Source organism: Bradyrhizobium canariense (genome assembly GCF_900105125.1).
Lineage (GTDB): Bacteria > Pseudomonadota > Alphaproteobacteria > Rhizobiales > Xanthobacteraceae > Bradyrhizobium > Bradyrhizobium canariense_A.
This window is the reverse complement of sequence record NZ_LT629750.1, coordinates 4,823,767-4,847,284: the sequence shown is the minus strand read 5'-3', so window position 1 is coordinate 4,847,284 and position 23,518 is coordinate 4,823,767. Positions and strand designations below refer to the sequence as shown.

Annotated in this window: 28 protein-coding genes; 10 read left to right on the top strand and 18 right to left on the bottom strand. The window is 61.8% G+C overall.

Annotation, left to right across the window (positions count from 1 at the left end; translation table 11 throughout):
• Window positions 1-35: 35 nt before the first annotated feature.
• From BLV09_RS23105 to BLV09_RS37430, 3 genes are all read right to left on the bottom strand, one after another.
• Window positions 36-1,757 carry an N-acyl-D-amino-acid deacylase family protein gene (locus BLV09_RS23105; RefSeq protein ID WP_146689027.1) on the bottom strand — a complete coding sequence of 574 codons (1,722 nt, stop codon included), beginning with the start codon at window positions 1,755-1,757 and terminating at the stop codon, window positions 36-38.
• 77 nt (window positions 1,758-1,834) lie between these two features.
• Entirely contained in the window at window positions 1,835-3,073 is a 1,239-nt protein-coding gene (locus BLV09_RS23100) for an MFS transporter (RefSeq protein WP_146689026.1), read from the bottom strand.
• Window positions 3,074-3,299: 226 nt separating this feature from the next.
• Complete coding sequence (locus BLV09_RS37430; protein ID WP_167558857.1) at window positions 3,300-3,455, bottom strand: hypothetical protein; 156 nt, start codon at window positions 3,453-3,455, stop codon at window positions 3,300-3,302.
• A gap of 165 nt (window positions 3,456-3,620) precedes the next feature.
• Here BLV09_RS37430 and BLV09_RS23095 point away from each other — a divergent pair, with 165 nt between their 5' ends.
• Entirely contained in the window at window positions 3,621-3,860 is a 240-nt protein-coding gene (locus BLV09_RS23095; protein ID WP_100384612.1) for a hypothetical protein, read from the top strand.
• Between the two features lie 7 nt (window positions 3,861-3,867).
• Here the strand turns inward: BLV09_RS23095 and BLV09_RS23090 are convergent, their stop codons facing one another.
• Entirely contained in the window at window positions 3,868-4,152 is a 285-nt protein-coding gene (locus tag BLV09_RS23090; protein WP_244548794.1) for a hypothetical protein, read from the bottom strand.
• The gene (locus BLV09_RS23085) at window positions 4,152-4,379 is read right to left on the bottom strand and encodes a hypothetical protein (protein ID WP_146689025.1); all 228 of its coding nucleotides are present in this window, start codon (window positions 4,377-4,379) and stop codon (window positions 4,152-4,154) included. The genes BLV09_RS23090 and BLV09_RS23085 overlap by 1 nt, the downstream gene beginning before the upstream one ends.
• A gap of 189 nt (window positions 4,380-4,568) precedes the next feature.
• On the opposite strand from BLV09_RS23085, the gene BLV09_RS23080 reads away from it, so the two are divergent.
• From BLV09_RS23080 to BLV09_RS23070, 3 genes are read left to right on the top strand one after another with little or no spacing between them, the layout of a single operon-like run.
• Window positions 4,569-5,612 carry a FecCD family ABC transporter permease gene (locus BLV09_RS23080; RefSeq protein WP_146689024.1) on the top strand — a complete coding sequence of 348 codons (1,044 nt, stop codon included), beginning with the start codon at window positions 4,569-4,571 and terminating at the stop codon, window positions 5,610-5,612.
• Window positions 5,609-6,391, top strand: a complete 783-nt coding sequence (locus BLV09_RS23075) for an ABC transporter ATP-binding protein (protein WP_146689023.1) — start codon at window positions 5,609-5,611, stop codon at window positions 6,389-6,391. The genes BLV09_RS23080 and BLV09_RS23075 overlap by 4 nt, the downstream gene beginning before the upstream one ends.
• Window positions 6,392-6,398: 7 nt before the next feature.
• Entirely contained in the window at window positions 6,399-7,259 is an 861-nt protein-coding gene (locus BLV09_RS23070) for an ABC transporter substrate-binding protein (RefSeq protein ID WP_433994354.1), read from the top strand.
• Between the two features lie 177 nt (window positions 7,260-7,436).
• Here the strand turns inward: BLV09_RS23070 and BLV09_RS23065 are convergent, their stop codons facing one another.
• The 10 genes from BLV09_RS23065 to soxX form a co-directional block, all read right to left on the bottom strand.
• Window positions 7,437-8,477 carry an MBL fold metallo-hydrolase gene (locus BLV09_RS23065; protein WP_146689022.1) on the bottom strand — a complete coding sequence of 347 codons (1,041 nt, stop codon included), beginning with the start codon at window positions 8,475-8,477 and terminating at the stop codon, window positions 7,437-7,439.
• Between the two features lie 62 nt (window positions 8,478-8,539).
• Window positions 8,540-9,040 (bottom strand): GlcG/HbpS family heme-binding protein, encoded by a 501-nt coding sequence (locus BLV09_RS23060; RefSeq protein WP_146689021.1) that lies wholly within the window; start codon window positions 9,038-9,040, stop codon window positions 8,540-8,542.
• Window positions 9,041-9,048: 8 nt separating this feature from the next.
• On the bottom strand, window positions 9,049-9,465 hold the full coding sequence (locus tag BLV09_RS23055; protein WP_433994440.1) for a DsrE family protein: 417 nt from the start codon (window positions 9,463-9,465) through the stop codon (window positions 9,049-9,051).
• A gap of 53 nt (window positions 9,466-9,518) precedes the next feature.
• Window positions 9,519-9,947, bottom strand: a complete 429-nt coding sequence (locus BLV09_RS23050) for a hypothetical protein (protein ID WP_146691256.1) — start codon at window positions 9,945-9,947, stop codon at window positions 9,519-9,521.
• A gap of 59 nt (window positions 9,948-10,006) precedes the next feature.
• Window positions 10,007-11,749, bottom strand: coding sequence for a thiosulfohydrolase SoxB (soxB, locus tag BLV09_RS23045; RefSeq protein ID WP_146689019.1), 1,743 nt, complete (start codon window positions 11,747-11,749; stop codon window positions 10,007-10,009).
• Window positions 11,750-11,778: 29 nt separating this feature from the next.
• Window positions 11,779-12,105, bottom strand: a complete 327-nt coding sequence (locus tag BLV09_RS23040) for a hypothetical protein (RefSeq protein WP_433994439.1) — start codon at window positions 12,103-12,105, stop codon at window positions 11,779-11,781.
• A gap of 2 nt (window positions 12,106-12,107) precedes the next feature.
• Window positions 12,108-12,971, bottom strand: a complete 864-nt coding sequence (gene soxA / locus BLV09_RS23035; protein WP_146689018.1) for a sulfur oxidation c-type cytochrome SoxA — start codon at window positions 12,969-12,971, stop codon at window positions 12,108-12,110.
• Window positions 12,972-12,985: 14 nt separating this feature from the next.
• Window positions 12,986-13,297 carry a thiosulfate oxidation carrier complex protein SoxZ gene (gene soxZ, locus BLV09_RS23030; protein WP_100384604.1) on the bottom strand — a complete coding sequence of 104 codons (312 nt, stop codon included), beginning with the start codon at window positions 13,295-13,297 and terminating at the stop codon, window positions 12,986-12,988.
• 84 nt (window positions 13,298-13,381) lie between these two features.
• Window positions 13,382-13,876 (bottom strand): thiosulfate oxidation carrier protein SoxY, encoded by a 495-nt coding sequence (soxY, locus tag BLV09_RS23025; protein WP_146689017.1) that lies wholly within the window; start codon window positions 13,874-13,876, stop codon window positions 13,382-13,384.
• Window positions 13,877-13,904: 28 nt separating this feature from the next.
• Window positions 13,905-14,246, bottom strand: coding sequence for a sulfur oxidation c-type cytochrome SoxX (gene soxX, locus BLV09_RS23020; protein WP_146691254.1), 342 nt, complete (start codon window positions 14,244-14,246; stop codon window positions 13,905-13,907).
• A 179-nt stretch (window positions 14,247-14,425) separates the two neighbouring features.
• Between soxX and BLV09_RS23015 the strand changes: the two genes are divergently transcribed.
• From BLV09_RS23015 to BLV09_RS23000, 4 genes are all read left to right on the top strand, one after another.
• Window positions 14,426-15,109, top strand: coding sequence for a DUF938 domain-containing protein (locus BLV09_RS23015; RefSeq protein ID WP_146689016.1), 684 nt, complete (start codon window positions 14,426-14,428; stop codon window positions 15,107-15,109).
• A 113-nt stretch (window positions 15,110-15,222) separates the two neighbouring features.
• The gene (locus tag BLV09_RS23010; protein ID WP_146689015.1) at window positions 15,223-16,467 is read left to right on the top strand and encodes an MFS transporter; all 1,245 of its coding nucleotides are present in this window, start codon (window positions 15,223-15,225) and stop codon (window positions 16,465-16,467) included.
• A gap of 56 nt (window positions 16,468-16,523) precedes the next feature.
• The gene (locus BLV09_RS23005; protein WP_146689014.1) at window positions 16,524-16,883 is read left to right on the top strand and encodes a nuclear transport factor 2 family protein; all 360 of its coding nucleotides are present in this window, start codon (window positions 16,524-16,526) and stop codon (window positions 16,881-16,883) included.
• A 224-nt stretch (window positions 16,884-17,107) separates the two neighbouring features.
• Window positions 17,108-18,397, top strand: coding sequence for an MFS transporter (locus tag BLV09_RS23000; RefSeq protein ID WP_146689013.1), 1,290 nt, complete (start codon window positions 17,108-17,110; stop codon window positions 18,395-18,397).
• A gap of 58 nt (window positions 18,398-18,455) precedes the next feature.
• Here BLV09_RS23000 and BLV09_RS22995 read toward each other — a convergent pair whose 3' ends face one another.
• Together BLV09_RS22995 and BLV09_RS22990 are read right to left on the bottom strand one after the other, a co-directional pair.
• A complete protein-coding gene (locus BLV09_RS22995; RefSeq protein WP_146689012.1) occupies window positions 18,456-18,953 on the bottom strand; it encodes a VOC family protein in 498 nt (165 codons plus the stop codon).
• Window positions 18,954-19,007: 54 nt separating this feature from the next.
• Window positions 19,008-19,553: a carboxymuconolactone decarboxylase family protein gene (locus tag BLV09_RS22990; protein WP_100384598.1), complete on the bottom strand. Its 546-nt coding sequence runs from the start codon at window positions 19,551-19,553 to the stop codon at window positions 19,008-19,010.
• A gap of 262 nt (window positions 19,554-19,815) precedes the next feature.
• Between BLV09_RS22990 and BLV09_RS22985 the strand changes: the two genes are divergently transcribed.
• Both BLV09_RS22985 and BLV09_RS22980 read left to right on the top strand, forming a co-directional pair.
• Window positions 19,816-21,000 (top strand): acyl-CoA dehydrogenase family protein, encoded by a 1,185-nt coding sequence (locus tag BLV09_RS22985; RefSeq protein ID WP_146689011.1) that lies wholly within the window; start codon window positions 19,816-19,818, stop codon window positions 20,998-21,000.
• Window positions 21,001-21,158: 158 nt separating this feature from the next.
• Window positions 21,159-22,298 carry an acyl-CoA dehydrogenase family protein gene (locus BLV09_RS22980; RefSeq protein WP_146689010.1) on the top strand — a complete coding sequence of 380 codons (1,140 nt, stop codon included), beginning with the start codon at window positions 21,159-21,161 and terminating at the stop codon, window positions 22,296-22,298.
• 126 nt (window positions 22,299-22,424) lie between these two features.
• On the opposite strand, the gene BLV09_RS22975 is transcribed toward BLV09_RS22980, so the two are convergent.
• The gene (locus tag BLV09_RS22975; RefSeq protein WP_100384595.1) at window positions 22,425-23,462 is read right to left on the bottom strand and encodes an amino acid ABC transporter substrate-binding protein; all 1,038 of its coding nucleotides are present in this window, start codon (window positions 23,460-23,462) and stop codon (window positions 22,425-22,427) included.
• Window positions 23,463-23,518 lie beyond the last annotated feature (56 nt).

Sequence of the window (23,518 nt, the reverse complement as noted above, 5' to 3'; positions counted from 1 at the left end):
GCGTTCGCCGGGACGGCGCCGAGCGTGTCGGGAGCCTAATGCAGCTTGCCCTGTGCGCCGCGCACCAGTCGTCCCGGCCGGTTGCCCGTGGCCGTCCCGTCGCGCTGCGTCACCATGCCTGAGACGATCGTCGCGTCATAGCCGTCGACCTGTTGCAGCAGACGGCGGCCGCCGACCGGAAGGTCATAGTGCACCTTGGGCGGATGCAGATGAAGCCTGCCATAGTCGATGACGTTGATGTCGGCCTTGTAGCCGGGCGCGATGACGCCGCGATCGTACAGTCCGACTGACAGCGCCGTCTTGCGCGATTGCGCCGCCGCGACGAATGGGATCGACAGCTTTTCGCCGCGCGTGCGGTCTCTCGTCCAGTGCGTCAGCAAATAGGTCGGGAAACTCGCATCGCAGATAATGCCGCAATGCGCACCGCCGTCGCTCAAACCCGGCACCGAGCAGGGATCGCGCAGCATCTCGCGTGTCGCATCGAGATTGCCGTCGGCGTAATTGAGGAACGGCACATACAGCATGCCGCGGCCCTCATTCGTCAGCATCGCATCGTAGGCCAGCTCTTCCGGCTTGCGTCCCTGCCGGCGCGCTTGCGCACCCAGGGTGTTTTCCGGCGGCTGTTCATAGTCGGGCGGATCGCCGAGCAGGTACATCTTGTCGTAGTTCGGCCGGAAGAACAGCGGATCGTCGGTCGAGGTGGCGGTCTCGCTCAGGATCGCCGCGCGCACCTCCGGCTGGTGCAGCCGCGCCAGCCGCTCGGCCAGCGGCAGCGTGGCGATTGCCTTGTAGCTCGGATGAGTCTGGAACGGATTGCGCGACAATTCGAGGCCAAGCAGCAGCCCTACCGGGCGCGCGGCGATCTGCGCCGTGATCGACAGGCCGCGGGTGGACGCTTCATTGATGCTGGCGAGCGTCTGGCGCCAGCGCTCCGGCGCCTTGTCGTTCTGCGTGATGGAGAATGAGATCGGGCATTTGGTGTTTTCCGCCACCCGCAACATCATCGGCAGGTCTTCGTGGATGGTGGAGAGATCGAGCACGAATTGCAGCACGCTGCGGCCGACACCGTGCATCGCGCCGGCGATGGCGGTCAGCTCATCCTCGCCCGCTTTCAATGTCGGCGTGAAGTCGCCGGTCGAGGTGCGGTGGTTGAGGGTACGCGAGGTCGAAAATCCCAGCGCCCCGGCGCGCACGGCGTCGCCGGCAAGCGCAGCCATCGCCTTGTTATCCTCGATCGTCGATGGATCGCGGCGTGCGCCGCGTTCACCCATTACATAGACGCGAAGCGCAGCATGCGGCAGTTGCGCGCCGACATCGATGTCGAAATGGCGCTTCGAGAGCCACTCCATGTAGTCCGGGAAGCTTTCCCAGGACCAGGGAATTCCGGCGCTCAACACCGGCTCCGGAATATCCTCGACGCCTTCCATCAACTGGATCAGGCGTTGGTGATCGGCCGGCTTGCAGGGTGCGAAGCCGACCCCGCAATTGCCCATGATCGCGGTGGTGACGCCATTCTGCGACGAGGGCGTAATGTCCTGGCTCCAGGTGACCTGGCCGTCATAGTGGGTGTGAACGTCGACAAAACCCGGCGTGACCAACTTGCCCTTGGCGTCGATCTCTTCTTTGCCTTTGCCCAGGATCTTGCCGACCTCGGTGATGCGGCCATCTGATATTGCGATATCAGCTTCGAAAAGGTCGCCGCCTTGCCCGTCAGCGATATTGCCGCCACGGATCACGAGGTCCGGAGTGCTCGTCATGGTGTTTCATCCCGAGTTGAATTTTGTTGCCGCATCATGGGTCGCTCCCCGATGCTGTCAACCGCCTCGGGTGGGGTTCAGGAATGCGCCAGCTTTGCGTCAGCCGCAGCAAGATTGCTTTGCGGCTGGCGGTCGGTGATGAGCCCGAGCAGGACCGTCAGCACAATGAAGATCACGGAAGCACCGAACACCCAGTGGGGCTGATTCCGGTCCATGATCCAGCCGAACAGCAGCGGGCTGATGATGCCGCCGACATTGAAACCGGTGGACACGATACCGAAGGCCCGGCCGGCCGCGCCGGGAGGCGCGGCGTTGCGGACCAGCATATCGCGCGACGGCGCGATCACGCCACTCAGGAATCCGGCCAGCGTCATGGCTGTCATCAACAGCACGGGCGGCAACGCGATCACGGCGATGACAAACACGATAGCCGCGTTGACCGCAAAACATGCGGCAGCGACCTGTCCGTGGCGCTGGGTGCGGTCAGCGAGGACGCCGCCCGCCAGCACGCCGATCGCGCTAGAGCCGAGAAACGCCGTCAGTGCGATATTGGCGGTCGAGAACGATACGCCATAACCGCTCATCAGCGCGACGACGCCGAAATTGTTAATTCCGGCGCTGGACAGGCTGAGCAGCAAGAAAAAGATCGTCAGCATGGTCAGTGCGGGCGTGATGATGCTTTGCCGTGAAGTCCCTGCGCTTTTGGCGCCGCGGTCCGCGGCGCTCGCATCGGGAACGCCGACGATGACCAGCAACAGCGCCACAATCGGACCCACGGCGCCGGTCACGATCAGGGTGCCATGGCCTCCGATCGTGGCCGCCAGCGCCGCCACTGTGGCAGGCGCGACCGCGCCGCCAAGGAAGCCGGCAAAGGTATGGATCGAAAACGCGCGGCCCATCCGCGTTTCATCCATGTGGGCCGAAAGGATCGCATAATCGGCCGGATGATAGACGCTGTTGGCGAGCCCCAGCAGCACGGCGCTGGCGATCAGCCAGGAATAGCTCAGATGCAGGCCGAGCATGATCAGCGCGAAGCCGCCGACGATAAGGCCCATCAGCAGAATTTTCCGGGCGCCGATATGATCGGCCAGGTAACCGATCGGCGCCTGGGTCAGTCCGGAGACCACGGCAAAGATGGTGAGCGCAAAGCCAAGGTCGATGTATCCGACGCCGAGCTTTTCCTTCAGAAAAGGAAACAGCATCGGCAGCACGAACATGTGGAAATGGCTGACCCAATGGGCCGTCGAAATCGCCGCAAGCGTGCGCAGCGCGCTATCCGCTTTTGTTTGTTGCGGTGCGGTCAGAACGTCGGCCATCGCTGAATCATACCTCAATTGAATAATCGCCCGGCAAGGCGGGGCAAAACTATCGTTTGGACCGGTTATTTGTCCATGAATGCCGGTGCATGGCAGCCCCAGCGCACCGCGCCGGAACGGGGATGCCCGGCCGAATTCGCTGGATAAAGGCAACTAGATGCGGGGGACAATGTCTGACGTGGCCGCAGCAGCTTGATCGAGAGGGAAGATTTCCCTGACAGAGGGGTTATAACGGCTCATCATCGTTGCCGTTGCGATCGCGCTTCGGCGTGGCGAAGTCGCCATCTTCGAAATCGTCGTCCTCGATCGGTCTGGGAGGGGGCTTTTTTGGTTTGTCGTCGCCCTTCTTGGGAGGCTCACTCTTTTGGCCTGGTGCGCCCATGATGTCCTCTTGTCGGGATAGATCGAGGTCTGGCCCAGAGATCCGGTCATCAGCACACTGACCTCAATCTGACCGCCTTTGACGGGCATAATAGCCGGTGTTGGATGATCTTTCCCGCCTTTTTTCCAATGTCCTGTTAAAGGGAGGCGCAACAAGGAGACAAGCATGAAGAAACCGAAGATTGAAACAGACGAGCAGCCGCGCAAGATCATTCGCGCCGACAAGGCGCCGACCGATGGCTACTCGCTGGTGGTGGATGGTCACTTCAAGTCACACCACGACTCGCTCGAGGCCGCCGAAGCCGCGGGCACGGCTTTGAAGAATCAGTTTCAGATGCTTCAAGTGCAGATCTACGACGCCGCGACCAAAACGCGCTCGACGATTGAATTGCCCGCGCCGGTATAGTGCCGGCCTAGATCCGCCGCCCGCCGCTTTGCTGGCCGGCGAGCCAATCCGACAATGCCGGAGCCTTTTCTCCTGACGTCTTCGTTTTGGCGCGCGTCTTTTTGGGCGTCGCGGCTGAAGGTGCAGGCGCTGCGGCCTCGCGGGCGAGCCGCAATGCTTTCAGCTTCGCCATGTTATCGAGGACGGCTTTCGCTTCAGCCTCACGATCGGTCTTGCCGCTCCGGGCATCTTGGGCGGCCTTGGTGACTTTGTTGACCCGCGCCTCAGCGCGGTCCCGTTCTTCTTTCGTCATCAGGATGATTTCTTTTTCTTTGGTTTGGCCTTGGGTTCCGCCGGCTTGTCGCGGTCGGCGGCTTCCTTCGCCAATCGCATCGCGCGCAGGTCTGCCGTCCGCTTTCGAATTGCGATATCTGCCGCCGCGATATCCGCCATCGCCTTGATACCTTCGACATTCTGGGCGAGCTTGCGGTTCAGCCGGATCTCTTTCATCTCGGCAGCAGTTTTCGGTTGGTCGTCCATGGGAAAGCCTAACATTCGCGGGTGTGCATCATCTGGCGGTGGCCGGTAGACCAGGACTGTACCACGCATCGCATGGAAGAGGGCAGTTTTTGGCCGTATCGTTCGGAAAAGACTGCTTTTCTGGTCAAATCAGCAAACGTGCTAAACAGCCTGCATCGGGTGGCCGGCGCTGCCGGTTGAGGACAATTGATGAGTGTTCAGAACGTCCTGGTGACGGCTGATATCGCCCTGCGCCGGCGCACCAGCGTGATGGTGGCCCTTTCTGTCCTGGTGGTGCTACTGGTGCTGATCTCGCTCGGGATCGGATCGGTGCGGCTGTCGCCGTTTGCCGTGATCGATGCATTGTTCGGCGGCGGCAGCGATGTGCAGCAGGTGATCGTGCGCGAGATCCGTCTGCCCCGAACGATCCTGGGATTTGCGATCGGCGCCATGCTCGGGATGTCCGGCGCCGCCCTGCAAGGGTTGCTGCGCAATCCGCTGGCGTCGCCGTCGCTGTTTGGTGCGCCGCAATCGGCGGCGTTTGGCGCGGTCGTGATCATCGCGTTCGGATTTGCCGACGTGCGCTCCTATGCGTTGCCGGTCGCGGCGATCATCACCGCCTTCGCTTCGGTGTTCGTGCTGCTCGCGATCGCAGGCCGCAATGCCGGATTGCTGATCCTCATTCTGGCGGGGCTTGCAATATCGAGCCTCGCGGGTGCGGCGACCGCGCTGGTGATGAACCTGTCCAGCAATCCGTTCGTCGTGCTGGAAATTGCGTTCTGGCTGCTTGGCTCGCTGGAGGATCGCAGTTTTCGTCACGTCATGATGGCGCTGCCGTTCATCGTCGCGGGCGCGGTCATCCTGTGGAGCCAGCGCAACGCGTTTCGCGCGCTGAGCCTCGGTGAGGAGACGGCGCAAAGCCTCGGCGTCGATGTCGGCCGGCTGCGGCTCGGCGTGATCCTTGGCACCGCGCTCGGCGTCGGCGGCGCGGTCGCCGTGTCGGGCACGATCGGCTTCATCGGTCTGGTGGCGCCGCATCTGATGCGGCCGCTGATCGGTCACGATCCGGCGCGCCTGCTGGTCCCGAGTGCACTCACAGGCGCTGCACTGCTGCTGGCGGCCGATATCGCCGTGCGCCTCATTCCATCGACCAGCGATATCAAGGTTGGCGTGCTGACCTCGATCATCGGCGTGCCGTTCTTCCTCTATCTGATCATGCGCGAACGTCGCGCGCTCGCGGGAGGCGTTGCATGACTGACGACGCCTTCCTCACCGCGCAGGGCGTGAGCGTCAGCTTGGCCGGCCGCACGGTGCTGAGCAATATCTCGCTTTCGTTGTCGTCGGGGCATCTGGTCGCGTTGGTAGGGCCGAACGGCGCCGGCAAGACCACGCTGTTGCGGGCGCTGGCGGGACTGCTGCCTTCTAGCGGCGCCATCCGTGTCGGCAGCGACGCTCTGTCATCGCTTTCCCTACGGGATCGTGCAAAGCGTTTCGCTTATTTGCCGCAGGGCCATATCGTGCACTGGCCGCTGCCGGCCCGCGATATCGTGGCGCTTGGCCGCTATCCGCATGGCGCGACCGACCCGGCGCGATTGACGCCTGCGGATGCCGAGGCGGTGCTGCGCGCGATGCAGGCGGCGGACGTCGTCGAATTCAGCGCGCGCCGCGTCACCGAATTGTCCGGTGGCGAGCGCAGCCGTGTGGCGCTGGCCCGGGTATTCGCCGTGGAAGCGCCGGTGATCCTGGCGGACGAGCCGACGGCTTCGCTCGATCCGCGCCACCAGATCGACGTCATGAAAGGCCTGCGCACCGCTGCCGACAAGGGCACGTTGGTGATCGTGGTCACACATGATCTCGGGCTTGCCGCGCGATTTGCCGATACCGTGGTGGTGCTGTCGCAAGGCCGGCTGGTCGCGCAAGGCGTTCCCACCGAGGCCTTGTCTGAATCGGTCATGGCGGATGTATTCGGGATCAGCGCCTATCGCGCGGAGTATCAGCGCGAGGCCGTAATCGTGCCCTGGGCGGAAATCTGACAAGGCCATGAACAGCCGCACTGGATTGCTGCCCCGAATGATGGCCTTTGCGGTTTTGGCGATATCCGTCGGACTGCGGTTGACGCCTGCGCTCGCTGCTGAACTGCCGAGGATCGCGTCGATGAATGTCTGCACCGATCAGCTTCTGTTGACGCTGGCCGATCCCGGACAAATCCTCGGTCTCAGCCGGTTTTCGCGCGACCCGTGGCAATCCTGGGCGGCCAGCGATGCGCGCCGATACCGAATCTTGTCGGGCGGCGCCGAAGATATCCTGGTGCTGAAACCTGACGTCGTGGTCGCGAGCCTGTTCGACAAACGATCGACGCGTGAATTCCTGAAGGAGAAGGGTTTTCACCTGGTCGAGTTCGGCGTGCCGCGCTCGCTCGACGAGGTCAAGGACCAGATTCGTCGGATGGGCGCCGTCGTTGGGCATCCCGATCGCGCCACGGCAGAAATCGCCCGGCTCGACGACGCGATCACGCGGGCACGCCAGGCCGCGACCGGCAAGCATTATTCCGTGCTGCCGCTGTCGCGCCGCGGCTGGGTATCCGGCAGCGACAGCCTGGTCAGTTCACTGCTGAGCGAGGCCGGACTGTTCAACGCCGCCGGCGATCTCGGCGTCACATCGGGCGGATACGCTTCGCTTGAGGCGATCGTGAGCGCGAGGCCCGATTTCATTGTGGTGTCGGAGGCCGGCGATCATGCAGAGGACGAAGGCAGTGCGTTTCTGCTGCATCCCGCGCTGGAGCGTTTTTATCCGCCGAGCAAGCGCATCGTCATTCCGGAACAGCTGACGGTTTGCGGCGGCGTGATGCTGGCGGACGCGCTCGACGTGTTGGTGAAGGAGCTGAAGCGGGTCAGCCGGTAAACGTTGTTAGAAGCTGCGGAGCGCGCCGCGAATGCGATTTCACCTCTCCCGGCGGGAGAGGTCGCGCCGAAGGCGCGGGTGAGGGGTTGGGGTCTATCGAGAGAGCGTAACCCCGCCCCTCTCCCCATGGGAGAAGGAGCACACTTCCGTCGCGGACGGGCGCCTTACGACTGCATCTTACCCCGTCAGCACCGGGCCGCCGGCTTTCTTCCAGGCGTCGATGCCGCCGGCGATGTGCACGGCGTTGGTGAGGCCCGCATCCTTGGCAGCGGCGACGGCCATCGCCGAGCGCTCGCCGAAGGCGCAGAAAAACACGATGCGGCGGCCAGTCGCCGCCGCGACTTCGCGCAGCATGCCGCCCGGCCGCAGGCTTTCATCGATACTGGGGTAGGGGGCGTGAAGCGCGCCTGACAGCGTGCCGTGCCTGGCGCGTTCGCCGCTCTCGCGAAGATCGACCAGCAGCACCTCGGGCCGGCCGAGGCTCTCGATGGCTTGGTGGGCGCTAAGTGCGAGGCCTTGTTTGGCGAGTTCTTCCTGGTGGAGCCCGACATGCATATTGGCCGGCACCACCACATCCATCAATTTCGGATTGGGCAAATTGAGATTACCCATCAGCTCGACATATTCGTCGATCGAGCGCACCTGCAGCCGCGGATTGTAGCGCTTCTCCTCGCCGATAGTGGACACCGTATCGCCCTTATAATCATGGGCGGGAAACACCATGGTCTCCTCAGGCAGCTTCAACAGCCGGTTGAAGATCGAATCATATTGCGCTCGCGCGCTGCCGTTCTGGAAATCGGTGCGGCCGGTGCCGCGGATCAGCAGCGTGTCGCCGGTGAAGACGCGATCGCCCATCAGATAGCTGTAGGAATCGTCGGTATGACCCGGCGTGTACATCACATCGAGACAAAGTCCCTCGATTGTCACCTTGTCGCCGTCGGAGACCCGCATCGAAACCACGTCGGCCTTGCTCTGCTCGCCCATGATGGTGATGCAATGGGTGCGGTCGCGCAGCTCACCGAGCCCGGTGACATGGTCGGCGTGCAGATGGGTGTCGACGGCCTTGACCAGTTTCAGATCGAGTTCGCGCAGCAATTGGCAGTAGCGATCGGCCTTTTCCAGCACGGGGTCGAGGATCAGCGCCTCGCCGCCGGCACGGCTGGCCAGCAGATAGCTGTAAGTTCCTGAAACGCTGTCGAATAGCTGACGAAAGATCATGGTGGGTTTCTGCCGTTTTGCAGCCCCATCATAGCGGATTTTATTTCCGTTGCCCCTGTTTTTTAGAAATCTATTCTGTCCCTGATGGCATCCAGCCCTGCTTTGGCGCAGACCTCGTCCTTGTCGCCGCCGGGCGCACCGGACACGCCGATGCCGCCGAGCAGGGTGCCGCCGGCTTCGATCACGAGCCCGCCCGCCAGCATGGCGACATGGGGCAACAGCGCCAAACCGGAAGCCATTTGACCTGACCGGATCGATTTCTCGAGGTCGCTGGTGGCGGCGCGGAAACTCAGGGCGGTGTAGGCCTTGCTGGTCGCGGTCTCGGCGGCGGGCAGGCCGGCATAGCGGTCTCGCAACATCACCTGCGGCTGGCCGAAACGGTCGACCACTGCGACCGCGACCTGAAAACCGTTGTCGCGGCATTGTTTGAGCGCGGCCTGCGCCGCCTCAAGCGCGACTTCCGGCGACAGCGACTTGTAAGTGACGACCGCATCGTTATCAGCCATGGCAGCGGACGAGCCCAGCGCCAGCAGCGCGGCGGCAATGATGGCCGGGTATCGCATCGCCCTCGTCACGGTCGTACGTAACTCCAGCCCTGCTCCTGCAACTCCATCAGGTGAACCACGCCTGAGGGGACGATGGTAGCGTCCGGCACGAGAGCAATCGCGTGGTGTTCCGCCTTCTCCATGCCCTGCTTGGTATTGTTGCAGGCGGAAAACTGGATCTTGCCGGGAAACACCATGTCCTTGAGGCGTTTCACGCGATCCTGCACCGGGGAAGTGTCGGCCCGCAGCATATGCAGGCCCGGACCATAGGCGACGATATCGATGTCCACCTCTTCGTTCTTGTTGCGATAATATTCGATCACGTTGCTGGCATTGTTCAGCACGAGGTTCATGACCTGCGGATCGTTCTGATCGACCTGAATGGCAATGTGATGTGGTTTGCTGTCGGCCGCGGAACTGGTGGAGATGAACGCCATCGACATCAGGGCAACGATCGCTAGACGATGAAAAACGCCGTGCATTGAGAGAACACTCCTTAAGGCCGAACCAACGTATATCCGTTTTCGGTCAGCGACAGAATCTGCCCGACGCCGACCTGAACCGGCGTCGCGGCGGGAATATATTGCGGCCGTTTGCCGGTATCGCGTTCGATCGTATCGACGGTGTTGAGGCAGACGTCGAAACGCACGCCTTGCGCGACCAGGCTTTCGATCAGCTTGCGGTTGGGATTGTCGGGGAACAGCAACTCGATGCCCGGACCGAACGCGACCACCTCGATGGCGACCTTGTCGGGATCGTAGAGCTTGAGCAAATTGTAGGCGACGCTGATCACGAGGCCTTGCTTCTTGGGATCATTGTCCGAGAGCTGCAACACGATGCGGTGCTCGGCGAACGGTTTGTCCGGCAACGGTGCCGGCTCGGCTCGGGCCAGCGACGAGACCGTGATCAGCACGATCGCCGCCATCGCGACATTGCCGAGCGCGCGTCCAACAAATCGTCGATATCCCCGCAAATATCTCATGACTATCCCGCAATGCCCGGGTTGTCCTCAACGCCTTTCAGCGTGACGCCGGTGCCGCGCTGGTCTCTGGTTTTTCCCGAGCGCAGATATTTGGCGAAGACGTCCCACACCGGCATGCCCTTTTGCTCATTGACGGATGCCCATCCCGCCACCTTGTAGCTCCTGCCAGCCTCGATGGCGCGGCCGCTGTCGAGCCTGAGATCGGAAATCCGGTGGCCCACCGCTTCAGCGGGCGAACAAGTATAGGCCATGCCGCCGACGCGCACCATGTCGCCGCCCTGCTGGTAATAGGGATCGGCATTGAAGAGATTGTCGCAGACGTCCTCGAGGATGTTCTTGAGCTGGCTGCCGGTCATGCTCTGGACGTAGGTTTCGGGATAGGTGATCGCGGTCTCGGATAGCACATCGTCCATGGTCACGGGCTGGCCTTGCAGCACGCTGGTGCCCCAGCGGAAACCTGGCGAGAGAGCGATCTCGGCGTCAAGCTCGCCGCGCAGGGCGTCGCAGATCAGTTGATCCATCGTGCCGTTGAAATTGCCGCGGCGATAGAGCAGGCGATCCGCCGTCGCAACCTTCTCGGCGTACCCTGCCGCATAGGGCTCGCGCATCTTATCGATCAGCGTCTGCATCGCCGGATCCGGCTTGAGCAACTCCGAGAATACCGGAAGCAGCCGGTAGCGCACATCGGCGACTCGCCCCTTTGCCAGTTCAAGGTCGAGTACGCCGAGGAATTTTCCGTTCGAGCCGGCGTTGGTGACCAGCGTGACGCCGCCGGCATTCTTGATCGCGATCGGTTGCGGGACGGCGTCATGGGTATGGCCGCCGAGAATGATGTCGATGCCAGTGACGCGGCTGGCAAGCTTGAGGTCGACATCCATGCCGTTGTGCGACAGCAGCACCACGGCATCGGCCTTGTCATTGTTGCGCAGTGTGTCGACAAGTTTCTGCAATTCGTCGTCGCGAACACCGAAGGTCCAGTCCGGCGTAAACCGCTTTGGATGGGCGATCGGCACATAGGGGAAGGCTTGCCCGATCACGGCGACACGATGGCCGCCGATCTCCTTGATGATGGCCGGCTTGAACACGCGTCCCGACGCGGCATCGAAGGCCTTGGCATCGTTGAAGGCGGCCTCCTCGGTGAGGAACACGTTCTGCGCCAGGAATTCGCCCTTGAACCGCTCCAGGTTCTTGCGCAGCGCGGCCTCGCCGTAGGTAAATTCCCAGTGGCCGGTCATCGCCTCGATGCCGAGCAGGTTCGCGGCTTCGACCATGTCGGCGCCCTGCATGGCATTGGCCTGTCCCGTGCCCTGCCACAAATCGCCGCCATCGAGCAGCAGGGCGCGTCCGGACCCGACATCGCTGCGCAAACGATCGATCAGCGTCTTCAGATGCGCAAAGCCGCCGAGCCTGCCGAACCGCGCGGCGGATTTTTCGAAATCGAGAAAGGTGAAGGCATAGGCGTCGGCGCTGTCGGCACTGATACCAAATCGATTGAGAAAGGCACGGCCCACCAGATGCGGCGGGTTGCCCTGCATCGCGCCGATCCCGAGATTGACGCTTGGTTCGCGAAAATAGACCGGCTGCAGCTGCGCATGGGTGTCGGTCATGTGCAGGATGCGCGCATTACCGAAACGTTCGATGTCGTAGATGCTTGGGGTGTCGGCGCTGCGCGCGAGATTCGGTAGTCCGCCCGATAGCGCCGCGGCGCCCGAAAATTTAAGAAAATCCCGGCGGCGGATGGTCATGCGATGTCTCCGCACCTCCCGAAATCGGCTCAGTGGATTTCGAGCGCCTTCCAGGCGTCCTTTTCGCTGGTCGCCTGGAAAATCGACGCTTTGGCCAGCGCTTCGGCTTCTTTCGCCGACACGACGGCCTGATCGAAGTCGCCGCTGGCGGCGGCTTTTTTCGCGGCATCCAGGGACGCTTGAGTCGTGGTCCACTGGTCGCGCAGAACGCCAGCCTCCTTGTTGGCGGTTTCGGCCGCGGCATAGGCGGCCTTGAAATCAGCTTCTGATGCGGCAGCCATGACGGATGTCGCGCCGGCGATCAGCAGCACTGTCGCCAGCGAAAGCGCCGATATCGGCATCTTGTTCCCGAACATGCTCATGGCCGCGCTCCCGGACCGGAAATCGGCAGACCGTTGCTCACATAGGACAGGTAATATTCGAGATCGCGATATTCATCCGACTGCGGTTCGAGTGGGACGCCGCGGGTCTGGATGTTGCAGGTGACGAAGCGCCGGCTGATCGTGCCCATGCCGCCCCATTCGGAGCGGTAGATCGGCATGGCATTGAGAATCCCGAGCGCGGGCGCGAGGATTTCGGCGCGGATCCGCTCGCCTGGATTCTGCACATGGCAGCTCGCGCAGGAGAAGTTGAGCTGGCCCCGCCTTGTATAGAAATAGCGCTTGCCGTCTTCGAACGCCTCAAGGGCGCGGGGGTCGCTGGGAATCTTGATATCAAACGGTTTGCCGCGCGAGGTGTATGCCATGTAGGCGGTGAGCGAGGCCATTTCGTCCTTCACGTAGGAGAACGGCGCCTCTCCATTGGCCTCGCGGCAACGGTTCAACGCCAGTTCAAGCGTGACGACCTTGCCTTCCTTCTCGTCGAAGTACGGGTAGTTCTGGCGGACGCCGATGCCGCCGTTCGGAAAGCAGTCCGCATAGCTTTTGCCGTTCTTGAACGGCTTGGCGAACATCTCTTTGCCGGCATCGAGGGAGAAATCGTAAGGCGGGAATTCCTCTTTCTCCTCCCACTGCCGGTGCATGTCCTCGTTCAGCGAATAGGGACCGTTGACGAAATCTTCCAGCTTCAGTTTGGGAAATTTGTCGGTGAAGTATTTCTGGAACGCTTTGGCGTCGGCGGCCGGATCGATGGTATCGGCGGCAATCGCGGGCGGTCCGGCAAACGCCAATATCGCCAGCGCAAAAGCGGCTGAAGCAAGCTGGATCGCAGATCGCACGTTCATCTTTTGCTCACGCGTTATTGAATCTTCGCCGTGGTCGTATCGGACGCGCCCTTGTTGTCGACCCAGCTGATCTTCAGGTCGTCGCCCTTGTTGCCGCCCTTGAAGCTGAACTTGACGTAAGGATCCTTGGAAACCGCGGTTCCCCAGTCTGCGACGAACACGCTTTTGCCGTTACATTCGAACGTCAGTTGCTGGATGAAGTGCGCTGGAATGATCTCGCCCTTGGCGTCCTTGACGAAGCCGGAATCCATCGGGTGCTGGATCAGCGCCTGGACTTCGGTGGTGTCGCCGCTTGAGGTGGCGCGCACGCGAATGGTCGATGCCATCAGATACTCCTTAACCTATCATTTAGCGCATGATCTTAACGGAAAACCGGCTTCCACTTTTCCGGCTCATGCGCGCTAACCGGTTCAGCCGCCGCAGCCGCCGACGGTGACTTTGACTTCCTTGGTGGCGCTGTAGAGCTTGCCACCGGCTTCCACGATCGCGGTCACGTTGCTGGTCTTCGCCATTTTGAGGCGGTTGGCCACGCTCGGCATCGTGCCCGGCGGAATATTGTAGGAGGCTGCCAGCGCGTTCGGATTGTCGGCAACCAGAAACGAGATCGAGGTCACGCCATCCAGAGTCGTCGTGACCGAAATCGGAACCACGGCGCCGTTCTCGGCGATTTCGGGCGCGTCGAGCTTGACCTTGTCCGACGGCTCGGCGGTCTTGCCGTATAGCGCCTTGATGGCGTCGGCTTCGCTCTTCTGCTTGAACGCGTCCTCCGGCCACTTGTCGTTGGCCGCAGCGTGCGCCGGCATCAGGCCGAACGGAAGGTTGCCAAGGCCGATCAGCGCGACCGTTGCAGTGCCTTTCAGGATCAGCCGCCGCGTAGCGGAGAATCCATTGTCAGTCGAGGTCATCGAAAGTCTCTCCCAGGCGCATTCGCCATCACAATGTCTGCAGGAAATCCACGATCGCGTTGATCTCCTGTTCGGTCAAAATCCGGTTCCGTCCGAACGGGGGCATCACGGTCAAGGGATTGCGTTTGGTTTCGTCGTTGAGGATCGCAACGAGGTCCTTGCGATCAGGGTATTTGTTTTTGAGGTTGACCAGTCCCGGTCCGATGCTGCCGGGAAGGTCGCCGCCCTTGATCACGTGGCAGGTCAGGCAATTGCCTTTGCCGCGATCAAACGCCAGTTTTTGGCCCTCGGCGGCGGCGGATTGGGCGTTGGCGGGTCCTGCGGACACGGCGGCGCCGATCACCAAAGCCAACGCCAGCGCCGGAACCAGGGCGGGTTTCGTCGGAGAAATCTCGATCAAAGGCGTTTCCCGCAGGTTTATGCCGGTTATCTCATCGGATTATAGGTCGTCAAAAGCAGAAACACCATCGGCTGGCAATCCAGACAATGGGATCGCAGAGATAAGGTAAAAAAGGTAACTTCGGCCGCCAAATATCCGGGAGCATCGCTATGGCTGAGTTTGTCGTGGAATTCGGCAAGGACGGCCGCCCAGTCGAGCCCGACGGACGTCTCGACGCCGCCGCGTTTCATCGCAACCACCAGCCAATCTGGGAGGTGTTGCGGCGATTCCTGGCTGGGAAATCCGGCGAGGTGGTGGAGGCCGGCAGCGGCACCGGTCAGCATGTGGTCCATTTCGCCGGCCATACTCCCGATATCATTTGGTGGCCAAGCGATCTTAACGAACAGCATCTCAAGAGCATCAATGCCTGGCGGGCACATTCAGCGCTATCGAACATTCGCCCGCCATTGCGGATCGACTTGTCGGATCCCGCGTGGTGTCCCGAGATACACGACGGCTCAGGCCCCGGCAAACTGCTGGCGGTGTTTTGCGCCAATGTGATTCACATCGCGCCGTGGCGCGTGGCCGAAGGTTTGTTTGAAGGGGCCGGGCGCTATCTCGGCGCCAACGGGCGGCTGTTTCTCTACGGGCCGTTCAAGCGCAACGGCAAACATGTTTCCGTCAGCAATGCCGTGTTCGACAGCAGTCTTCGCGACAAGAATCCCGAATGGGGCGTGCGCGATATCGCTGATCTCGAAAAGCTGGCAGCAAATGCCGGTCTGGCGCTGATCGAGACGGTCGAGATGCCCGCCAATAATATGATTTTGGTGTTCGGGCCGGCGAAATCAGCCTGACCGGTGATGCATAGCGCACGCCCGCTCGCGCCGGTTGATCGCGCCGCCGCACCTCTTCATAGTGCCGGGAATCAATGGAGAGGCGCCTTCGGCGCGCGCGGGTGGAAATACCGATGATCGACACGACAGTGGCTGAGGAGATTGCCGGTGACGCGCGCGCAAAGGCCAATGTGGTCCGCCTCGCCGCCGCGCAGGCGCTGACCGGCGCGAACTCGGCAGTCATCTTCGCCACCGGTTCGATCGTCGGCGCGATGCTCGCGCCCGATATCTCGCTCGCGACGGTGCCGCTCTCGATGTATGTGGTCGGCCTTGCTGCGGGAACGCTGCCGACCGGTGCGATCTCGCGTGCCTACGGTCGCCGCGTGGCCTTCATCATCGGCACCGGATGTGGCGTGCTGACCGGCCTGCTTGGCGCGTTTGCCATCCTGCACGGTTCGTTCCCGCTGTTTTGCTGCGCGACGTTCCTCGGCGGATTGTATGGCGCGGTGTCGCAGTCCTATCGTTTTGCCGCTGCCGATGGCGCGAGCGCGGAATACCGGCCGAAGGCGGTGTCGTGGGTAATGGCCGGCGGCGTGTTCGCCGGCGTGCTTGGTCCACAGCTCGTGCAGTGGACGATGGATATCTGGCCGCCTTATTTGTTTGCCTTCAGCTTCGTGGTGCAGGCGATCGTCGCATTGGTGGCGATGGCGGTGCTTTCGGGCATCGATGCGCCGAAACCGGCCCTCTCGGATCTCCACGGTGGCCGTCCGCTGTTCGAGATCGTGCGACAGCCGCGCTTCATCGCAGCCGCGCTGTGCGGTGTGATCGCCTATCCCATGATGAATCTGGTGATGACGTCGGCGCCGCTGGCGATGAAAATGTGCGGTCTCTCCGTCAGCGATTCCAATTTCGGCATCCAGTGGCACATCGTTGCGATGTATGGGCCGAGCTTTTTCACCGGTTCGCTGATCGCGCGTTTCGGGGCGCGGCGGATCGTTGCCACCGGCCTGTTGCTGGAGGCGGTGGCCGCGACGATCGGATTGTCGGGCATTACGGCGATGCACTTCTGGGCCACATTGATCGTGCTCGGTGTTGGCTGGAATTTCGGCTTCGTCGGGGCCTCCGCCTTGGTGCTGGAGACGCATCGGCCGCAGGAGCGTAACAAGGTGCAGGCCTTCAACGATTTTCTGGTGTTCGGGATGATGGCGGTGGGATCGTTCTCCTCCGGCCAGTTGCTGGCGAATTACGGCTGGTCCGCGGTCAATATGGTAGTCTACCCGCCGGTGCTGGTGGGACTTGCGGTCCTGATGCTTGCCTCGTTCGCCCGGCGTCGGGCGAGGCTGCAGACGGTGGACCAAATTCCCGACCCGAGTATCTGACTGCACAATTAGCGCAAAATAATTAGCGCAAGTCGCCTGAGACGTTGGGAGGTTTCATGCCGTCGCGAGCCCGTCTCGATGAATTTATTGCCGTCGTTGAGTCCGGCGACCACGCCGGCGCCATCGAGCGCTATTACACCGAGGATGCGAGCATGCAGGAGAATGCCGCGCCACCGCGCGTCGGCCGCGATGGGCTGGTCGCCCGCGAACGCGGCGTTCTCGAACGCATGTCGCATGTCTACTCCAAGGCGGTGTCATCGGTGCTCGAGGGCGATCAGGTTGCCATTCACTGGATTTTCGAGCTGACGGACAAGTCCGGCAAGGTGCGCCGGGTCGACGAGGTCGCGCTGCAGGAGTGGCGCGGCGACAGGATTTTTCGCGAGCGGTTCTTTTACGATCCGACAGAAGCAAAATAATACTTCGGCAGGGATCGAAGCATCGCACTTTGCAATCTGTTAGATGTTCGTCGTGCCCGGCCTAAAGTGCGAAGCGCGTCTTCACGCTGGATGTGCCGAGTACTTACGTCTTTTCTTGCCGCCGGACGTTGGATGTCAAAAGTATGGTACGGCGTGACGCTACAGATGAGCTCACGCAGTCTGCGGAAAGCCGATTGACGGCATAAAAGGCAGGAAACAACAAGTTGGACGCATCCAGCCACATCGCCATCGAAGAAACCTCCGCCCGCTACGACGGCTGGCGGATCGTCGCGGTATGCTTTCTGGTGGCAACTTTCGGCTGGGGCCTCGGCTTTTACGGCCAAAGCGTCTATGTCGCCGAGTTGCATCGCCTGCACGGCTGGCCGGCCTCGCTGATCTCCAGCGCAACAACCTTCTTCTATCTTTTCGGCGCCTTGCTGGTCGCCTTTATCAGCGAAGCGATCCGCAGCTTCGGTCCGCGCAATTGCCTGCTTGCGGGCATACTTTTTTTGGCTGCGGCGGCGGTCCTGATCGGTCAGGTTGTCGAGCCGTGGCAGCTTTACGCGGCCAATGCCGTGCTTGCCGTTGGCTGGGCCGGTACCAGCCTCGGCGTGATCACCAACACGCTCGGCCTCTGGTTCGACAAAAAGCGCGGCATGGCGATCAGCCTTGCGCTGAACGGCGCGAGCTTCGGCGGCGTTGCCGGCGTGCCGCTGCTGGTCGCGGCGATCGGAGCGTTCGGGTTTTCCGGCGCCTTGATGTCGGTTGCGGCGGTGATGCTGGTGCTGATGGTCCCGATCATCCTGATCTTCGTCGGGCAGCCGCCAGGCCGCGGCCGCATGGCGTCGACGTCGGTCGCATCGAACGCACCGTCAGCTACCCAGACACGCGCGCAGGCGCTGCGTGACGTCGCCTTCCTGACGGTATCGATTGCGTTCGCACTGGTGCTGTTCGCGCAGGTTGGATTCATCGTCCATCTGATCGCGTTCCTTGATCCCGTGGTCGGCCGCGAGCGGGCGGCGCTGGCGGTCGCGCTGTTGACAGCTATGGCAGTCGTCGGGCGGGTGCTGTTCTCCACCGTGATCGACCGGCTCAACCAGCGGCTGGCGTCGGCGATCTCGTTTGCAAGCCAGGCCGTGGCGCTCGCGATCATCATCAATTCGCGCAACGAAATTGTGCTGATCGCAGCCTGCGCACTGTTCGGATTCTCGGTTGGAAACCTGATCACGCTGCCGTCACTGATCGTGCAACGCGAGTTCGATCCGCGTTCGTTCGGCGTGCTGGTCAGCCTGATCACGGCGATCAATCAGGTCACTTACGCATTCGGCCCCGGCGTGGTCGGCCTGTTGCGCGATGTGTCAGGAAGCTACGCTTTGCCGTTTTACGGCTGCATCGGGCTGGAGCTGACCGCGGCAACGCTGATCATGATCCGTGGACGATCTCGTCGCGGGGGGCCAACGGGTCCCGCCTTCGGCGAGCCCGATGACAAACTCCGCGACGACGCAATCCAGTGACGATCTTCTCCCGGCCCTGGATTGCTTCGCTGGCGCTCGCAATGACCGTGAGTGGGGTCTACGCTTGCCGCTGCCGCAGCAGATCGTCGAGATCAAGCCGTTGCGTGAACATCGCAAGTGATCCGTCCGGCGTGCGCGGCCATTGCTCTTTGGGACGATCCCAATAGAGTTCGACGCCGTTCTCGTCAGGATCGCGTAAATAGAGCGCTTCGCTGACGCCGTGGTCGCTGGCGCCGTCGAGCTGAATTCCCGCGCTGATGACACGATGCAACGCGTCCGCCAGCGCAGGGCGGGTCGGATAGAGGATCGCGGTGTGAAACAGTCCTGTCGTTCCCGGCGGCGGCGGATGGCCGCCTTTGCTTTCCCAGGTGTTCAATCCGATATGGTGATGATAGCCGCCGGCCGAGATGAACGCCGCGCCGGAGCTCATGCGCTGCATCAACTCAAATCCGAGTACGCCGCAATAAAATCCGAGCGCGCGATCGAGATCGGCGACCTTGAGATGGACATGCCCGATGCGCGTTCCCGCAATGATGGGCGTTGGGTTGTCGGGCATGTTCTCTCCATTTGGCGTGAATGGTTCCACTGCGATCTATGCAGCGGATATTGATCACGCAAGCTCGGACACCTGGCCGTCGGGCAATCCGAACTCAAATGTATTCAGCGTCATCGAGACCATTGTGTAATAGCCGCACAGCCCGATGATTTCGACGACCCCGCGTTCGCCGACAATCTTCACGGCCTCGTCGTACAACGACTTCGAAACACCGTGGCCCTCATGCAGCGATTTGGCGACATCGTAGACGATCTTCGCCGTCGGGTCGTCAAATTGCGGTGTGCGGCGGTCGCGGATATCGTCGATGATCTTTGGATCGAGGCCGCCTTTCAGCGCCAGCCGCTTGTGGGCGAACCATTCGTAATGCGAAGTCCAGTGCCGCGCAGTGACCAGGATAGCGATTTCGGAAATCTTCGCCGGAAACACCGTGTCGAAGCGCAGGAAGCCGCCCAAACGGGTGGCGTGCCGGGCCATTTCCGGGCTGTTGAGCCAGGCCATCATCGGTGGGGGCGGGGCGCCACGCTTGCCGGCGATCGATTCATCGTAAGTTTGTTTCTGGTCTTCGCTCATTTCGCCAGGCGAAAGCAACTTCAGGCGCATGTCTGTTTCCTCTTGTTTTTCAACGGCTGAGGCCTAAGCGAATATACCCGATTGACGCGCATGACCACATCGGAGCCGGCATGGGCGGATGCCCGGCGATATTGAATTCTGCGGCGCGACGGCTAAGGTCGATCCAACACCACCCTCAAGTCTATCCAGCCTCGCTGGATCAGACTTGTCGCTTTATCATTTTGTTTGGGCATGATCTTCTCCGAAAACCTGTTTCCACTTTTCGGGATCTGCCCTGGATGGAAACGCCACAATGTCCGATCTCGATCAATTCCGTCGTGAAACCCGCGCCTGGCTGGAGGCCAATTGTCCGCCGGAGATGCGGCGTCCGATGACGTCGGACGAAGACACGTTCTGGGGCGGCCGCAACACCAAGTTTTCCTCCGAGCCGCAGCGCGTCTGGTTCGAGCGAATGCGCGACAAGGGCTGGACGGTGCCGCACTGGCCCAGGGAATATGGTGGCGGCGGTCTCGATGGCGAAGAGGCCAAGATCGTGCGCCAGGAAATGGCGGCACTCGGCGTGCGGCAGCCGCTGACCTCGTTCGGCATTTCCATGCTCGGGCCGGCGCTTCTGAAATATGGCACCGAGGCGCAAAAGAAAGAGCATCTGCCGAAGATCACGGCCGGCCTGATCCGGTGGTGCCAGGGCTATTCCGAGCCGAATGCCGGATCGGACCTCGCCTCGCTGCAGACCCGCGCCGAGAGTGACGGCGATGACTTCATCATCAATGGCCAGAAGATCTGGACGTCGTATGCGAATTTTGCGGACTGGATCTTCTGTCTGGTGCGCACCGATGCCACGGCCAAGAAGCATGACGGCATCAGTTTTATCTTGTTCGATATGGCTTCGAAGGGCGTCTCGACCAGGCCGATCCTGCTGATCTCGGGACGCTCGCCGTTCTGCGAAACGTTCTTTGATAATGTGCGCGTGCCCAAATCCCACGTGGTCGGCACGGTCAATCGCGGCTGGGATGTCGCCAAATATCTGCTGCAGCACGAGCGCGCGATGATCTCGGGCATGGGCGAGCGCGGTGTCGGCCGGCCGCTCGGGCAGGTCGCGGCCGACTCGGTCGGGACCGACGAGCAGGGCCGGCTGGAAGATCCGATGCTGCGCGGACAGATTGCGACCTTCGAGATCGATGAGGCGGCGCTGGCCGCGGCCGCCGAACGTGCGGTGGATCTGGCGAAAGCGGGGCAATCGCATCCGGCGTTCTCCTCGGCGATGAAATATTACGGCACTGAGCTCAACAAGCGCCGCTACGAGATCCTGATGTCGGCAGGCGGCGTCGATGCGCTGGAATGGGAAAGCGAACGCTCGAAAGGCGGCGCGCGACCGCGCGCCTGGCTGCGCACCAAGGCCAATTCGATCGAAGGCGGCACCTCCGAGGTGATGCTCGGTATCGTGGCGAAACGGATTCTCGATCTGCCGGGAGCTTAGTTCCTGACCTCTCCCTGAAAGGGAGAGGTCGATTTGCCCCTGGGCAAATCGGGTGAGGGTCCGCTTTGTGACTTGACCCCCACCCCAGCCCTCCCCCTTTCAGGGGGGGGTACAGTTCTAGAATTGGAAAATTGTCCTCTTAATCTCCGGAAGCTCTCATGGCCCTCGTCCTCACCGAAGAACAATCGCTGCTGCGCGACAGCGCGCGCGGCCTCATCAGCGACAAGGCGCCGGTGTCGCATCTGCGGCAGCTTCGCGACAGCAAGGACGCGACAGGTTTCTCCCGCGACCTGTGGCGGGCGTTCACCGAGATGGGATTTTCCGGATTGTTGGTGCCGGAGGATTTTGGCGGCAGCGGGCTTGGCTGCGTCGAAGCGGGCATCGTGATGGAGGAGATCGGCCGCACGCTGATGCCGTCGCCGTTTCTTTCGACCTCCGTGCTGGCTGCCTCAGCCCTGTCGCGCGGCGGCAGCGCTGCGCAAAAATCCGAATACCTGCCGAAGATATCGGGTGGCTCGCTGCTGGCCGCGTTCGCCGTCGACGAAGGCGCCAAACATCGTCCGCTGCAAACGAAAATGCAGGCAGTACGCGCCGGCAACGGTTTTAAGCTTCAGGGCGACAAGGCCTTTGTGGTCGACGGCCACGCCGCCGATCTCCTGATCGTGGCGGCCCGCACCGGAGGCAGCGCGGGCGAGCGCGACGGGCTGACGCTGTTTCTCGTTGATCCCAAGGCAAAAGGCCTCGCGATCGAGCACACTACGATGGTCGATTCGCACAATGCGGCGCGGATCAAATTCGACGAAGTCGAGGTCAATGCCGACAACGTTCTCGGCGAAGTCGATCAGGGCGCAGCACTACTCGAAGGCGTGCTCAATATCGGCCGCGGCGCGGTAGCCTCGGAAATGGTGGGCTTGAGCGAAGAAGTCTTTGGCCGCACGGTTGGCTATCTCAAGGAGCGCAAGCAGTTCGGCAGACTGATCGGCGAATTCCAGGCGCTGCAGCATCGCGCCGCCCAGCTTTATATCGAGATCGAGATCACGCGCGCAGCGGTGTTGAAGGCGTTGCAGACGCTCGATGGAAATTTCGAGAACGCGGCTGCCGCGGTCGCTGTCGCCAAGGCGCGCGCGGGCTCAACCGCGACGCTTGCGGTTCAGGAAGGCGTGCAGATGCACGGCGGCATGGGCATGACCGACCAGTTCGACATCGGCTTCTTCATGAAGCGCGCGCGGGTCTGCCAGGAGTTGTTTGGCGACGCCAATTTCCACGCCGACCAATTGGCGCGGATGAAGAGTTATTAATTATCACCGTCATGGCCGGGCTTGTCCCGGCCATCCACGTCTTGATGTCGCCCGCGTCACCAAAGACGTGGATGCCCGGCACAAGGCCGGGCATGACGAAGGTAAACGCAGCAAAAATCGGTAACTCTATCTTATCGGCGGCGCGTACTGGATGCCGCCGGCGCTCCAGAGCTGGTTGAGCCCGCGGGGAATGTGGAGCTTCGATCCGCTGCCGACATTGCGCTCATAGACCTCGCCGTAATTGCCGACATGCCGGATGATGCGGGCGGCCCAATCCTTGGTCAGCCCGAGATCTTCGCCATAGGTTCCTTCGGTCCCGACTAGCCGCATCACGTCCGGCTTCTTCGACTTCAGCGCCTCGTCGATATTCTTGGAGGTAATGCCGAGCTCCTCGGCGTTGATCATGGCGTAGAGCGTCCATTTCACGATCAACATCCAGTCGTCATCGCGCTCGCGGACGACAGGCGCCAGCGGCTCCTTTGAAATGATATCCGGCAGGATGACGTGATCGTCCGGTTTCGAAAGGTTGAGCCGCAGCGCGTAGAGCTGGGAGGCGTCGGCAGTAAACGTATCGCACTTGCCGGTGTCATAGGCCTTGACGACCTCGTCCAGCTTGCCGAACTTCATTTCCTCATATTTCATGTTGTTGGCGCGGAAATAATCGGCCAGGTTCAACTTCGTCGTCGTGTTGTCCTGGACGCACACCTTGCTGCCGTCCAGCGCCAGCGCCGAGTCGATATTGCGCGACCGCGGCACCATAAAACCTTCGCCGTCATAATAGGCCACGGCCGGGAAATAGAGATCGTAAGAGGTCTCTCGCGACATGCTCCAGGTCGAGTTGCGGGAGAGGATATCGACTTTGCGGTTCTGCAATTCCTTGAAACGTTCGTTGGCGTCGAGCGGAACGAATTTCGCCTTGGTCGGATCGTCGAAGATGGCGGAGGCGACCGCGCGGCAGAAATCGACATCGAAGCCGGTCCAGTTACCCTTGTCGTCAGGGACGGAGAAGCCGGGCAGGCCGGTATTGACGCCGCACAGCACCTCGCCCCGCCGGATCGTCCGCTTCAGCGTGCGCGTGTCATATCGTTCGTAAGTAACGAAGGCAGCCGCGATCGCGAATGCGATTGCGAGCCCGATCAGGAGGCCGCCGCGAAATGTCCGCATGATTTATCTCTCGTCAATGAATAGGGAAAAAAGGATCGGTTGAGAAAGCGGCGGCG

Bases quoted from the DNA above. Each gene is read 5' to 3' on its own strand.
- BLV09_RS23105 (WP_146689027.1), bottom strand. From the start codon at position 1,757: ATGACGAGCACTCCGGACCTCGTGATCCGTGGCGGCAATATCGCTGAC.
- BLV09_RS23100 (WP_146689026.1), bottom strand. From the start codon at position 3,073: ATGGCCGACGTTCTGACCGCACCGCAACAAACAAAAGCGGATAGCGCG.
- BLV09_RS37430 (WP_167558857.1), bottom strand. From the start codon at position 3,455: ATGGGCGCACCAGGCCAAAAGAGTGAGCCTCCCAAGAAGGGCGACGAC.
- BLV09_RS23095 (WP_100384612.1), top strand. From the start codon at position 3,621: ATGAAGAAACCGAAGATTGAAACAGACGAGCAGCCGCGCAAGATCATT.
- BLV09_RS23090 (WP_244548794.1), bottom strand. From the start codon at position 4,152: ATGACGAAAGAAGAACGGGACCGCGCTGAGGCGCGGGTCAACAAAGTC.
- BLV09_RS23085 (WP_146689025.1), bottom strand. From the start codon at position 4,379: ATGGACGACCAACCGAAAACTGCTGCCGAGATGAAAGAGATCCGGCTG.
- BLV09_RS23080 (WP_146689024.1), top strand. From the start codon at position 4,569: ATGAGTGTTCAGAACGTCCTGGTGACGGCTGATATCGCCCTGCGCCGG.
- BLV09_RS23075 (WP_146689023.1), top strand. From the start codon at position 5,609: ATGACTGACGACGCCTTCCTCACCGCGCAGGGCGTGAGCGTCAGCTTG.
- BLV09_RS23070 (WP_433994354.1), top strand. From the start codon at position 6,399: ATGAACAGCCGCACTGGATTGCTGCCCCGAATGATGGCCTTTGCGGTT.
- BLV09_RS23065 (WP_146689022.1), bottom strand. From the start codon at position 8,477: ATGATCTTTCGTCAGCTATTCGACAGCGTTTCAGGAACTTACAGCTAT.
- BLV09_RS23060 (WP_146689021.1), bottom strand. From the start codon at position 9,040: ATGCGATACCCGGCCATCATTGCCGCCGCGCTGCTGGCGCTGGGCTCG.
- BLV09_RS23055 (WP_433994440.1), bottom strand. From the start codon at position 9,465: ATGTCGATGGCGTTCATCTCCACCAGTTCCGCGGCCGACAGCAAACCA.
- BLV09_RS23050 (WP_146691256.1), bottom strand. From the start codon at position 9,947: ATGGCGGCGATCGTGCTGATCACGGTCTCGTCGCTGGCCCGAGCCGAG.
- soxB (WP_146689019.1), bottom strand. From the start codon at position 11,749: ATGACCATCCGCCGCCGGGATTTTCTTAAATTTTCGGGCGCCGCGGCG.
- BLV09_RS23040 (WP_433994439.1), bottom strand. From the start codon at position 12,105: ATGTTCGGGAACAAGATGCCGATATCGGCGCTTTCGCTGGCGACAGTG.
- soxA (WP_146689018.1), bottom strand. From the start codon at position 12,971: ATGAACGTGCGATCTGCGATCCAGCTTGCTTCAGCCGCTTTTGCGCTG.
- soxZ (WP_100384604.1), bottom strand. From the start codon at position 13,297: ATGGCATCGACCATTCGCGTGCGCGCCACCTCAAGCGGCGACACCACC.
- soxY (WP_146689017.1), bottom strand. From the start codon at position 13,876: ATGACCTCGACTGACAATGGATTCTCCGCTACGCGGCGGCTGATCCTG.
- BLV09_RS23015 (WP_146689016.1), top strand. From the start codon at position 14,426: ATGGCTGAGTTTGTCGTGGAATTCGGCAAGGACGGCCGCCCAGTCGAG.
- BLV09_RS23010 (WP_146689015.1), top strand. From the start codon at position 15,223: ATGATCGACACGACAGTGGCTGAGGAGATTGCCGGTGACGCGCGCGCA.
- BLV09_RS23005 (WP_146689014.1), top strand. From the start codon at position 16,524: ATGCCGTCGCGAGCCCGTCTCGATGAATTTATTGCCGTCGTTGAGTCC.
- BLV09_RS22995 (WP_146689012.1), bottom strand. From the start codon at position 18,953: ATGCCCGACAACCCAACGCCCATCATTGCGGGAACGCGCATCGGGCAT.
- BLV09_RS22990 (WP_100384598.1), bottom strand. From the start codon at position 19,553: ATGCGCCTGAAGTTGCTTTCGCCTGGCGAAATGAGCGAAGACCAGAAA.
- BLV09_RS22985 (WP_146689011.1), top strand. From the start codon at position 19,816: ATGTCCGATCTCGATCAATTCCGTCGTGAAACCCGCGCCTGGCTGGAG.
- BLV09_RS22980 (WP_146689010.1), top strand. From the start codon at position 21,159: ATGGCCCTCGTCCTCACCGAAGAACAATCGCTGCTGCGCGACAGCGCG.
- BLV09_RS22975 (WP_100384595.1), bottom strand. From the start codon at position 23,462: ATGCGGACATTTCGCGGCGGCCTCCTGATCGGGCTCGCAATCGCATTC.